Annotated in this window: 11 protein-coding genes and 1 tRNA gene; 7 read left to right on the forward strand and 5 right to left on the reverse strand. The window is 49.8% G+C overall.

Annotated elements, in window-relative coordinates; all coding sequences use genetic code 11:
- Positions 1–43: 43 nt before the first annotated feature.
- Positions 44–114 (forward strand) — tRNA-Gly (locus H6F68_RS18785).
- 16 nt (positions 115–130) lie between these two features.
- Here H6F68_RS18785 and H6F68_RS18790 read toward each other — a convergent pair.
- Complete coding sequence (locus tag H6F68_RS18790; RefSeq protein ID WP_190561314.1) at positions 131–1,195, reverse strand: diguanylate cyclase domain-containing protein; 1,065 nt, start codon at positions 1,193–1,195, stop codon at positions 131–133.
- A 284-nt stretch (positions 1,196–1,479) separates the two neighbouring features.
- Entirely contained in the window at positions 1,480–1,845 is a 366-nt protein-coding gene (locus tag H6F68_RS18795; RefSeq protein WP_190561316.1) for a hypothetical protein, read from the reverse strand.
- A gap of 454 nt (positions 1,846–2,299) precedes the next feature.
- On the opposite strand from H6F68_RS18795, the gene H6F68_RS18800 reads away from it, so the two are divergent.
- The 3 genes from H6F68_RS18800 (at position 2,300) to H6F68_RS18810 (ending at position 7,180) form a co-directional block, all read left to right on the forward strand.
- Entirely contained in the window at positions 2,300–3,139 is an 840-nt protein-coding gene (locus H6F68_RS18800; RefSeq protein WP_190434151.1) for a photosystem II manganese-stabilizing polypeptide, read from the forward strand.
- A gap of 235 nt (positions 3,140–3,374) precedes the next feature.
- Complete coding sequence (locus H6F68_RS18805; RefSeq protein WP_190561318.1) at positions 3,375–4,466, forward strand: ADP-ribosylglycohydrolase family protein; 1,092 nt, start codon at positions 3,375–3,377, stop codon at positions 4,464–4,466.
- A 221-nt stretch (positions 4,467–4,687) separates the two neighbouring features.
- Entirely contained in the window at positions 4,688–7,180 is a 2,493-nt protein-coding gene (locus H6F68_RS18810) for an HD family phosphohydrolase (protein ID WP_190561320.1), read from the forward strand.
- A gap of 33 nt (positions 7,181–7,213) precedes the next feature.
- Here H6F68_RS18810 and thrB read toward each other — a convergent pair whose 3' ends face one another.
- Complete coding sequence (thrB, locus tag H6F68_RS18815; protein ID WP_190561323.1) at positions 7,214–8,146, reverse strand: homoserine kinase; 933 nt, start codon at positions 8,144–8,146, stop codon at positions 7,214–7,216.
- Positions 8,147–8,332: 186 nt separating this feature from the next.
- Positions 8,333–10,156, reverse strand: a complete 1,824-nt coding sequence (gene thrS / locus H6F68_RS18820; RefSeq protein ID WP_199300165.1) for a threonine--tRNA ligase — start codon at positions 10,154–10,156, stop codon at positions 8,333–8,335.
- A gap of 204 nt (positions 10,157–10,360) precedes the next feature.
- On the opposite strand from thrS, the gene H6F68_RS18825 reads away from it, so the two are divergent.
- Both H6F68_RS18825 and H6F68_RS18830 read left to right on the forward strand, forming a co-directional pair.
- Entirely contained in the window at positions 10,361–10,696 is a 336-nt protein-coding gene (locus H6F68_RS18825; RefSeq protein WP_190434141.1) for a DUF2605 domain-containing protein, read from the forward strand.
- A gap of 146 nt (positions 10,697–10,842) precedes the next feature.
- On the forward strand, positions 10,843–11,166 hold the full coding sequence (locus tag H6F68_RS18830) for a DUF2973 domain-containing protein (protein WP_190561327.1): 324 nt from the start codon (positions 10,843–10,845) through the stop codon (positions 11,164–11,166).
- A 29-nt stretch (positions 11,167–11,195) separates the two neighbouring features.
- Here H6F68_RS18830 and H6F68_RS18835 read toward each other — a convergent pair whose 3' ends face one another.
- Positions 11,196–11,603 carry a hypothetical protein gene (locus tag H6F68_RS18835; RefSeq protein ID WP_190561329.1) on the reverse strand — a complete coding sequence of 136 codons (408 nt, stop codon included), beginning with the start codon at positions 11,601–11,603 and terminating at the stop codon, positions 11,196–11,198.
- Positions 11,604–11,901: 298 nt separating this feature from the next.
- Here H6F68_RS18835 and H6F68_RS18840 point away from each other — a divergent pair, with 298 nt between their 5' ends.
- The gene (locus H6F68_RS18840) at positions 11,902–12,504 is read left to right on the forward strand and encodes a thioredoxin family protein (protein ID WP_190561331.1); all 603 of its coding nucleotides are present in this window, start codon (positions 11,902–11,904) and stop codon (positions 12,502–12,504) included.

The raw sequence follows: 12,504 nt of genomic DNA on the forward strand, positions 1-12,504 counted from the left end.
TTACCAGCGATGTTTAAGACTGGCAAGCAGGCAAAATTCAAGTGCGGGTGTAGTTTAGTGGTAAAACCATAGCCTTCCAAGCTATTGATGCGAGTTCGATTCTCGCCACCCGCTTATCAAATCAGGAATTTTAGATCTCACCCAGAGACAAATTGAGAATGGTGCGATCGCGCCCGGCAGTTTTGGCATGGTAAAGAGCTTTGTCAGCAGCCACCACTAATTCCTCAGGAGAAATCTCTGGATTGGGAATCGTACTAGAAACGCCCAAGCTAAGCGTCAAGCGATCGCCAATCAAAGAATTAACGTGGGGAATTTGTAAATCTTTAATACTTAAGCGAATCGCTTCAGCTACCCGAACTGCCCCTTCCGCTTCTGTATTGGGCAAAACTACCACAAACTCTTCTCCGCCATAGCGAGCGACTAGATCGGCAGGACGCTTGACCGCTTGACTCAAGGCTTGAGCTACTTGCCTCAGACAGCGATCGCCCTCGCAATGGCCATAAGTATCGTTATAGGCTTTGAAGCAGTCAATATCACAGAGGATTAATGAAAGAGGCGATCGCTCACGGGTCATTCGCCACCATTCCTGCGCCAGATATTCATCAAAGTGCCGCCGATTTGCTACTTGAGTGACGCTATCTAAGACTACGAGGCGATATAGCTCTTGGTTGGTAACTTCTAGTCTTTGATAAAGCTTATTTAACATCTGAGTAGCGAGTTCATGAATTTGAGACTGCGCCACGAGCAGTTGATGTACATCCAGCAATTTGTAAGTGTGCGGCTGAAAATGCACCAAAATTGGTTCTGCTAAAAGTTCGGGCGATCGCTGCAAGGCTTGACGGGCTGCTACCACTATGGCAACGTCACTCGAAAACATTAAAAAATCTTCTCCCGTAAAGGGATACAACGCTCTTAGCGGTCGCCTTAAAAACAGTTCTGACCCATAGGGCCGACTGAGATGTTCTAAGAAGCGCCGCCGAGAAATCATCCCGACAAAGCGCCCTGCTTCCATCAGAATCACCCCTGGCAGCAAAGGATTCTGATGGAACGCTTGCGCTACCTCTTCTCCCGGTTGATGAGACTCAACTGCAAAGTCGTATAGGGTTAATTCTGCTAAAGTTGACTCCAGCTTCAGATTTCGCCCACAAATGTCTGACAGTAGAGGAAGCAATCGGGAGTGGGAAGCACTAGACATAAGGATCAGTAAAAGTTCCTGGAGTTAGGGAAGATACTAAGATCTGCTTGTCTATGTAAGACGCGCCTAAGCTTAAGGAAATGCGTCAGCTACTGCTTTAGTAAAGCTTGAATGCTGCGAGCTTGAACTGAATTTAAGCTTAACTTTTCTAGCTTCGTTACACCCTAGTCCTGACACCTAGTCCTGACAACTGAAACTGGACCGTAGTTAAGAGCTTTCAGGTCTAGAGCCCTTTTGCTGACCTGAAGCTCAATAGTTAACAATAGAGTGAACGATGGTTGCCTTCAACCGTAATCCTCAGACTCAACTCCAGGTTCAGCTGTCATGGATACTACTTCTGAAGATACCTCACCTGGATCTTCTGGTGGCAAATTCACTAAAAGTGCCTGTAGCTTCATGCGATGAATATAGGGCCAACCTCCCTCAGCTTCTATGTCCCGTAACAATGCATAGAGCGCTTGGCGATTGGTCGGTAGCGAATCTTGAAAAAAACTGTCACTAATTTCTCGGTGCAAGCTTTCCAGTAGTCGCAGGAGAGCTAAGAGAGTTAAACAGTCACCCTCATAGCTCTGAGCCGAAGTTCTTACTACCTGAGCGATCGCGGCAAAGTCGGGCCTTAGCTCCGATGCCACCTGAATATTGTCATCCATCACCATTTAATCCTTGTGGGCTGCGTTTCAATCAATCGCAATTGGGTCAACCCAACTTTACAGGAGTCTTTATCCCAAGCTGAATTAGAATCTGCTGCTCAAAAAGTACTCCGCCATTCCAGGTGAAAATAACTCAGCTTGATCCCCATTCACTCAAACAATTGTGATTTGCTTACCACCTCAAGCGAAAGGCGATCCAAGGACGTGTAAAATGCTGTATTAGGTCTTGGCCGGACCATTGCGAAAATCATAAGAATCCAGCTAAACCTGGCAGTGGTTCAAAATTCTCCTGGTGGTTGCGGCAGCACGCCCAAAACAGAGCGCAGGCGTTTATGAAGTGTGGCCGTTTTGCCTCAGGTTGGTTGCGGGCCATCACCCTACTCGCTTGAGTGCCTGAAGCCCAAATTTTAGATTGCCCTGGCAGGGATTTATAACATTGGTATTGAGGTTGACTATGAGGTATCGTGCTTTAATCGTTTCACTCCTGGCTTTGTGCTTGGGTGTGCTGACTGCTTGTAGCAGTGGGCCAAGTACTACCGTGAACCGAGATCTTCTCACCTACGAGCAGATCAGAGGAACTGGTTTGGCAAACACTTGTCCCCAATTAGATGAGACCTCACGTGGGTCTATCACCGTGGATACGGGTAAGTCTTACACCCTAAATAGCCTGTGCTTACAGCCAGTTGACTTCTTTGTGAAGGAAGAAGGTGTTAGCAAGCGCTCCCAGGCTGCCTATAAGCCTGCGAAGCTAGTGACCCGTCAAACTTCTTCTATTGAAGCCGTCAGCGGCGCACTTGAACCCAATGCTGATGGCAGCTTCACCTTTAAGGAAGAAGATGGTCTCGACTTCCAAGCCATTACCGTGCAATTGGCTGGTGGTGAGCGGGTGCCTTTCCTATTCACCATCAAAGGGTTAGTCGCGCAGACCCAGCCGGGTTTGAATGGTGTGATCAACACCTCTACTGACTTCGAAGGTAAATTCAAAGTCCCATCCTACCGGACCGCTAACTTCCTGGACCCCAAGGGCCGTGGTTTAGCAACAGGTTATGACAACGCTGTTGCGCTACCCGCTCAAGCTGATAGTGATGAACTACGGCGCGAGAACGTGAAGAGTTTTGATGTTGGTAAAGGTAAGATTTCTCTCCAAGTCGCTAAGGTGGACAACACCAGTGGCGAGATTGCTGGCACCTTTGAAAGTGAGCAGCCTTCGGAAACTGACATGGGTTCTCGTGAACCTGTAGAAGTTAAGATCCGGGGCATCTTCTATGCTCGTCTGGAGCCAGGCCAAGCCTAAGGCAGCGATCGCTGTTCTGTAGCTATACCACTAAAGTAGATTGACGCTTTGGTACTCAGCCAGCACCAAACTACATTGGCATAATATTGGCAGAAAGAGGGGTGTTTCACCCCTCTTTTGTTATGTAGCAAGGACTATGAAAGTAGGCAGAATTTACTGAGATGGTGAGTAGGGAAGGACAGCTCAAGCCACGCTTGCCTCTGCCATCGATTGCACTCAACCAGGAAGAAAATGAATGCGATACTCACTCTTGAGTCAATTTCAAGGAGTACTCGTAGGCGCAGCCATAGGTGAACTTTTAGGCGTAGCTTGGGCGACTCACTTGTCTCAACCAGACCAAAGTGAGCTAGCCCAGCCTCAACTTTTTTTGGGTCATCCTGAGCGCCAAGCTCAGCAACTGCTGGCTTCCGAACCCCTTAGCCTCTCAGCCCCAGCATGGGGCCGCCTAACGGTACTAGGGGCTCGGAGTCTGGTGGAGCGAGGAGAGTTGGATTTAGCAGATTGGCAGCAGCGCTTCCAGTCAGATGTTGAGCTTGGGCATCCAGAGGGGTTAGGAGCGGAAGGGCTGGCGATCGCCAGTCTACCGATCGCCTTATTTTTTCATGAGGATGAAACCAAACTCTATCGAAAGCTAAGCCAGCTTTACCAGTGCGCTTCTCTGCCTCCCAGCTCAGTTCTGAGCAGTGCCGTTCTGGCTAACTTCGTGCTGAGTTTGGCGATCGCTCAGGCTTTACAGAACCAGTTGCAGCCCCAAGAGTTAATTCCCCAAATCATTAATGCCTTAACTCGCTTAGAGGCCCAATCCGCTGACCCAATTGCCGACTCAGAGACTATCGCTGTATTGATGCAGCAACTGGCTCAAGTGCAAACCTTGATACAGCAGAACGCCAGCTTGGAAATGGCGCGATCGCAGTTATGCCAGCCTCTGCAAGATACAGCTTTGCCAAACGCTCAATTCATTTCACCGATGATGGCAGCACTTTATTGTTGCCTAGCGACACCCCAGGATTGGCATTTGGCTGTTTTACGCTCCTTGCAGATGAAAATTTCGCCACAGTTAGTGGCAACCCTCACAGGTGCCTTAGCTGGAGCTTACAACAGCTTGGCTGGCATTCCAGTCGGTTGGCGGCTAGCCCTCGATCGCCAACACTCTGGAATTTCTACGCTCAAATCAATTTGGCAGGTGGTCGAGTCCGAGGCAGAGGTGATTGAACTAGCGACTCACTTGCTAGCTACCTGGTCGGGCACTTATGATACACAAAAGTTTCCAGTTAAGCGCTGTCAAGTTCCGGCGATCGCAGCTCCTCGTGTCATTCGGCCCCGTTAACTTTACCCATTCACCTCTATTGTTCATCGCCTCGATTGTGATGGTGTCCCCCACTCACCTTCCTCTATGAACCGAGTAGCATGAATAAATAAACCAAGCGGGTGCTGTCACAAACTTTACAGACAGCTTCTAACCAGGGAAACCAGTTCATGCACACAATAAATTTTTTACCTGCTCGTTTGCATTCCACATCACCCTCTCGCTGGTAGACCCTAACTACTATGAGAGCGATTCAATTGTTGATGCGGCGGGCAGAGCGGCTGCACAGACGGTATCGAAATGAAGGGTGGCGTGTGTACGTGGCAGACGTATCGCGTAAGACGTTCGGTCATGCTTTGAGCCAAACCTGGAATCGGCAACCCCTCACTAGTGCCGCAGCAGGTCCGCGATCGCCCAACCATCACCGTCATCGCCCTCCGGCTATGGTCTTCGTGGCTGTTCTTTCCTTGACGAGCACCATTGGGTACCGTTTCTATAACGAACCGAGGTTAGACGTCGGTACAGCAGCGCCCCAGACCATTCGAGCGCCTTTTAATGCCAGTGTAGAAGATCCTAAAACCACAGAAGAAAAACGTCGAGAAGCGCGAACTGGCGCGGTTCCAGTGTTAGCGCTAGATGTGGCGGTGAATCAACGAGTGCAGCAGGCTTTAGATCAAGCTTTAAAGCAGGGCACTGAACTGCGGCGCATGGCTGGAACTTTTCCGTTCGTTCCTACCATTAGCCTATCTTTGCCTACGCAAATCTACTTACGCCAAGCTGAAGAGTGGGAGTGGCGGGCGGTTTTAGAAGCTGTGGAGCCTCCTACCGTTAATAACTCAGGGCTGGAGAGTAGTACTGACCCAAGCTTGAATGAATGGCTAAACCCAAGCAATCCTCCCCTGAATGCAGCTCAGCAGCAAGCGATTGCCGAGTTGCGTAGTTATCGCCAAACTATACCTGCTGAAGACTTTACTGCCTTCGTGGACGTCATTGCTAAAAGTCGTTGGAGTTATCCGATTGCTCTAGCCGCCTTATCCAACACAATTACCTCAGATTCGGAGGCTCTTTACAACGCCACCCTATTTAACTTATCGGATGCAGAATGGGAGACTGCTCAAGCGAACATTCGCCAAGTTGTGACACGCATTTTGGCCCAAGGCATCTCCCCAGGCTTACCTAAAGCCATTTTGCAAAACGCGGTAAAAGTGCAAGTGAGGGGAGTCGTTCCAGAGCCAGCAGTGGCGATCGCAATCAATCTTTTGCCCAAAGTTTTAGAACCTAATCTCACTCGCGATCCCGAGCAAACTAAGCTCCGCGCCGAGCAAGCAGCTCAAGAAGTTAAGCCTGTTTTCGTCACCGCTCAGCAAGACGAAGTAATTGTGAAAGAAGGGCAGGTGATTACCCAAGCTAACTTTGTCTTGCTAGACTACTTCCGTTTGAGCCGTCGAGAAATTAATTGGCTCGGCCTGCTGGGTTTCGGTGGGCTGATGACTGGGGCGGTAGGTCTTGTTTGGGTGGTAGAGCGACGATTTCACCCAGGGTTGCGGCAGCGAGACCATCTTTTGCTCCTAGTCCTAACTTTAAGTGCTCCTCTGCTAGGAATTTTTGGCATTTCTTCCACCAGCCTGCCCGCGATTGGTTTGTTAGTGGGTAGTTTCTACGGTTCTGCCTTGAGCGTGGCAGTTGTCGGCTTACTGGCAGCGCTAGTGCCACTAGGATTGGAAGTGAGTTGGAGCTACTGGTTAGCTAGCACTGTTGGCGGTCTACTAGGCGGCTTGATTGCGGGAAGATTGCGATCGCGGGAAGAACTCGCCCTCTTAGGTGGTGTGGTCGGTCTGACCCAAGGTGTCGCCTACCTGATTCTGACTTTAATTCTGAATGCAGCTTCTGGTCCTGTCTGGTACCTCGTACTTAGTGGAGCCATGCTGCATGGCTTAGCTGGGGTGGCTTGGAGTGTAGTGGCGCTAGGACTTAGCCCCTACTTGGAACACTTGTTTGATCTCGTTACTCCCATTCGTCTAGCTGAACTCTCTAACCCAAATCGTCCTTTGTTGAAACGGTTAGCTTCTGATGCGCCCGGAACCTTTCAGCACACCTTGTTTGTATCCACCTTAGCCGAAGCTGCGGCCAGAGCCTTGAGCTGCAATGTGGAACTGGTGCGGGCTGGAACCTTGTATCACGATATTGGCAAGATGCACGATCCCTTGGGTTTCATTGAAAACCAAATGGGTGGTCCGAATAAGCACGACACCATCAACGACCCTTGGAAAAGTGCTCAACTGATTAAGAAGCATGTGAGTGCGGGGTTGGTCATGGCGCGCAAATGCCGTCTTCCCAAAGCTATCCAAGCTTTTATTCCAGAACATCAAGGCACGATGTTAATCGCCTATTTCTATCACCAAGCGCAGCAGCAAGCCAAACAAGAATCTACTTGCACCGTCGATGAGTGCGACTTCCGCTACGACGGCCCTGTGCCCCAATCCCGCGAGACTGGGATTGTCATGCTAGCCGACTCTTGCGAAGCCGCCTTGCGATCGCTCAAAGATGCTAGCTCGGAAGAAGCCCTCTCCATGATCAACAAAATTCTGCGAGCCCGCTGGCAAGACAATCAGCTAGTGCACTCGGGTCTGAGCCGGGAAGAAATGAACCAAATCGCCGAAGTCTTTGTCCAGGTTTGGCAACAATTCAATCACCAACGCATCGCCTACCCCAAAGCCATTTTATCAGCAAAGTAGTATTGCGTCGGCACCCTACCCTTAGTCCTCTCTTCATCCCTCTTTGGTAGTTGCCCCAGTGGAGTCGATTTTCAGCGCTTTAACTAAAGGGGTGATGCCTTGCTCGATCCAGGTGTTGGCGATCGCGGCTTCTACATTGGCAGCTTCTTGGCTACTCGTGAGGGCCAGTAGGGTGGGACCTGCCCCGCTGATCACAAGGCCGTAAGCTCCCGCCGCGATCGCAGTGTCTTGAACAGCGGTGTATCCAGGAATGAGGGTTTGGCGATAGGGTTGGTGGATGCGGTCTTGCAAGGCGGCTCGCAACCATTTACCGTTGCCAGTTTCTAGGGCACGGACGAGTAAGCCGAGATGAGCGGTATTGAAGATGGCGTCGGCGCGGCTATAGTCGCTGGGCAAGACCCGGCGAGCTTCGGCAGTGGAAAGTTCAAAATTAGGAATGGCAACGACAGGCACGATATCGCTGTGCCAAGGAATTTCACAGATTTCCCATTTCCCTTCCGAGGTAGTAGCGGCAAGACGACAGCCACCGATCAGGGCAGGCACCACATTATCTGGGTGGCCTTCCATTGCGATCGCTAGTTGCATGACTTCGGCTGCGGAAAGAGGCGAACCTGCGAAAGCATTTGCTCCAACCAATCCACCTACAATCGCCGTTGCCGAACTGCCCAAACCACGAGCCAACGGTACTCCCAGTTGAATATTGATTTCCACAGGTGGTGGCGTTTGACCCAAGTGTTCGTAGAGTTTTACAAAAGCTTGGTAAGCCAAATTGCTTTCGTCTCGACTCACGCGATCGGCTTCTAAACCTTCCACCGTAATATCGACCTGCTGCTCTGTATTGGTTCGCAGTTGAGCAAATTGGAATTGGTTGTAAACCGTTAAAGCGGCACCCAAACAATCAAACCCTGGCCCAATGTTGGCAGTAGTAGCTGGAACCGTAACAGTAACCGTAGAACTCAACGACATTACAAATACCTATTAGCAGCGATCGCGAAACATTATTTCTCGCAAACCTGATCATAAAGCCGTTGAGGCACCTTAATTTCCAGGCAAAGGACTACACAAGCAATAAAACCCTTTTTGGAGGGGGTCTGGGGGACGCAACCGTCCCTCAGCGGGGGTTTGGGGGCAAGCGCCCCCAAGGGTTCGGTTTTAGAAGTTATCGTGATTCGCCAAAGCAACCTTCAACTTATCCAACACTTCAACCACCGGAATGGAACCCAACTCCCCATTGGTCCTTGTCCGAATACTGAGACTATTCGCCTCCACCTCCTTCGCTCCAATCACCGCCATCACCGGGATTTTCTCCTTCTCAGCATTGCGAATCAGCTTGCCCAGTCGCTCACCGCTCAGGTCCACCTCTGCCCGAATGCCGAGCGATCGCATCTGGTTGACTACATTCTGAGAAAACTCCACCTGATCTTGGCTCACAGGCAACAAGCGAACTTGCTCCGGTGCTAGCCACAGCGGGAAGTCCCCAGCATATTCCTCAATCAGAATCCCGATCAAACGCTCCAACGAACCAAATGGAGCCCGGTGGATCATCACTGGACGCTGACGAGTGCCGTCTTCTGCCACATATTCCAGGTCAAAGCGCTCAGGCAGGTTGTAGTCTACTTGGACCGTTCCGAGTTGCCATTCGCGATCGAGCGCATCTTGGAAGATGAAGTCGAGCTTCGGTCCATAGAACGCGGCTTCTCCGATTCCCTCGAAGTAGTTCATGCCCAAGGTTTCGACGGCTCTCCGAATTGCTCCTTCTGCCTTGTTCCAGACCTCATCCGAACCCATGTACTTGTCAGATGAGGGGTCACGGAAACTGAGGCGCGCTTTAAAGTTTTGTAGCTTCAAACTCTTGAACACAGACAAAATCAAATCCACCACGCTCAAGAATTCTGCATCCAATTGTTCGGGGGTGACGAATAGGTGCGAATCATCTACTGTAAAGCCGCGCACACGAGTCAATCCGCCTAACTCACCCGATTGCTCATAGCGGTAGACCGTGCCAAACTCGGCCAAGCGCATCGGTAAGGTGCGGTAGGAGCGCAATTCGCTTTTATAGAGTTGGATGTGGAAAGGACAGTTCATTGGCTTGAGCACGAAGCCTTGCTCTTCAGCTTCCGCTTGCTCATCGTCAGCCATCATCGGGAACATGTCTTCCTTGTATTTCTGCCAGTGCCCCGAAGTTTTGAACAAATCCACTCTAGCGATGTGCGGAGTAACAACGGGCAAATAGCCCCGTTTCAGTTGTTCCTGCTTCAGAAAATCTTCTAGGGTATAGCGCAAAAGCGTGCCCTTGGGAGTCCATAAAGGCAAACCAGGACCGACAATATCGGAGAAGATAAACAGACCGAGTTCTTTACCCAGCTTGCGGTGGTCGCGTCTGAGGGCTTCTTCTTTGCGGCGTTTGTACTCAGTTAACTGCTCTGGAGATTCCCAAGCAGTGCCATAAATGCGTTGCAATTGGGCCTTGGTTTCGTCACCGCGCCAATAAGCCCCCGCTACGCTTTCTAGTTCGATCGCGTCGGGCTTCAGTTCGCCAGTGTTTTCGAGGTGGGGACCCGCGCACAAATCCCACCAATGCTCACCCAAGTGGTAGATCGTGATTGGGGCTTCTAGACCTTCCAGAATTTCTAATTTGTAGGGTTCGTTAATTGCTTTGATGCGCTGCTCTGCTTCTTCGCGGCTGACTTCTTCGCGCACCACAGGCAATTTGCGATTAATGATTTTCACCATCTCTTTTTTGATGGCTTTGAGGTCTTTCTCAGTAAAAGGTTCGGGACTATCAAAGTCGTAATAGAACCCGTTGTCAATCCAAGGACCAATCGTGACTTGCGCTTTGGGAAACAGCTTCTGCACCGCCATTGCCATCACATGGGACGTGGTATGACGAATCTTCTTCAAGGCTTCAGATTCGCTGGTGCGAGGTAAATGTATTTTTTCGGCTAGTCCTGAAGAAGGAGCTTCTGAAGAAGGCATCTGCTGCTGAATCATTCGAGAAATATCTTGACTTGCAAGGGTTCGATTGGGATCAGAGGGAAATCATCCCCTATAGCCTCTATCTTACCGATCGCCCTTACCTCCTCGTCACCCCAAGCAAGCGAAAGAAATTCCGAAACTATTACAAAACGTAAATGAAATTAAGATTATTATGGTTAATAAGATAGAAATCTCTTTTCATACATGTTTAGTTCCAACTTGCCTGAACCGAATTTATTAAAAACTGTTCTACAACCGCTATTGGAAGACTTTCAATACTGGTTTGAGCGATCGCAAGTGCTGCTCGAAACAGAAGAAATTCGATTTTTAGGCGCAGAGAAGCAAGCTGATTTGCTAGCACGAGTCAAGCAGGCGCAACAGGAAGTTCGCACGACTCAAATGTTGCTTCAGGTGACAGGTGGTCAGGTGGGCGTAGAAACAACAGTCTTGATGCCCTGGCATCAGCTTGTCACCGAATGCTGGCAAACCACCATTCGTTTCCGTTTGGAACGCTCTGCTGGCTATGAAGGAGTAGATTAAGCCGCAAAAAATCTGAGAAACTATTGGCAATGAAGCTCAACATTGCCTGGGACCAACTGTTGTCTGCTCCACTTTTCAGCTTGGTTCCATTTCGAGCAAAATTTGTGAACTTGCTGGTGAGCTATTCGGCTGGGAGGACCAAAATTATGTTGCACCTGCTTTACGTTATTGCTTTTACCATTCTGGCGTTTTTGGCGATCGCGAATCTAATTCGCAACATGCTGACCTTAGGAATGGAATCTCAACGGAGTTATGCTCCTGCTGGATGGTCTGCTAGCAATGGTGCGGCGACTTCACGGCCGCGACCTGTACCACACCCAGAGTTTTTAGATGATGCGGGCAACGTGATCAACGAGCCGCTGCTGGTCATGCGTTCTATGTCTGTAGAAGATGCCCGTGAGCATTTAGATGCACTTTATGATTCTTCCCCCGGCAACAGCAATAGTGGCGACACTCGGGAAGAGAGTTAGAAACCAAGAACCACCCTACCTCAGCTTTTTTAGGCAACCCTAAAGCGGGGATGGGTTTTCAAAACGCTTGGTTCAAATCGTTGTACCCACTGCACAAAGGACTCTGTCATAGTGCTGGTGGGTTCTGCTTGCTGAATTAACAAAGCCATGTAGCGAGCTGGCTGCTTCACCACAACGGCACAACAGTCAGGCCCTTGAATAACTGCATGATGGAATCCTTCTAGCTGGAGCGAAGACATCAGCAGCGATCGCAAACCAAGGGCTTGAAAAATAGTCTGCACCCAACTCATATTGCTGCTCTCTCCAGCCGTAAAATATTCCTTGGGTAGACCGTTCAAGTCAAAAATTGCCGCCCCAACAATACTGTTACTGTAAGCAGCATATTCATCTTGATCCGGGGGGGTAGGCTTGGCTCCAGATGCAGGATTGGAAGACATAGTGAGCTCACTTGGGCGATCGGTGACTGAAACTGAAAGATAAAATTAACAGCAACAATTTCAGGATGCCCCTTAATTGAGTTGTAACGGTGGGCTTGGAAGCGCGGCGAACTACCTCTGCACTTCGCGCCTAAGCTTAGGTTACAAAATTTGGCTCTGTTGAGACGACCGTAAAATTGCTCACTTCCAATTCTGACACTGTAGCAGTTCGGTGAGCCTGCCTAAATTTTTAATCAATCAGTTGCCCTGCGTGGTTCAGTTACACTAAGAGCATCTAGCAATCCTTACATATCCTGCAATGGCGGCGAATTTACCTGATCCTACTGGTACTTCCCCAGCAAAGCCGAACTCCACAGTCGGTACCCGCATTCGAAATTTACTCATTGTTCTAGTCGCGATCGCCTTGAGCGTTGCTGTTTTCTTTGGGTTGCAAACTCAAACCACTTCAGTTTCGCTCAATAACTTGGCTGAGGAAGCAACTCCCCTAGAGGTAGCCCTCAAAAATGGCAAGCCAACCTTAATGGAGTTTTACGCCAACTGGTGCACGAGTTGCCAGGCGATGGCTCCAGAAATTAATGCTCTAGAGCAGCAGTATCAAGGCCAAATTAACTTTGTCATGCTCAATGTAGACAACACGAAGTGGCTACCAGAAGTCTTGCACTATCGGGTAGATGGCATTCCCCATTTCGTGTTCCTCAACCAGGATGGTCAAGCCATTGCCAACGCCATTGGAGAGCAACCTCGTACGATCATGGCCGCTAACTTAGAAGCCCTAGTTGCAGGATCTTCACTGCCTTATGCTCAAGCTAGCGGTCAAGTTTCAGCTTTTAGCACAGCAGTCAAACCAACTAAACCTGCTGGTGATGACCCTCGCAGTCATAGCAGTCAAGTTGTAAACTAG

The organism is Trichocoleus sp. FACHB-262 (assembly GCF_014696035.1).
In the GTDB taxonomy this organism is placed as follows: Bacteria; Cyanobacteriota; Cyanobacteriia; order FACHB-46; family FACHB-46; genus Trichocoleus.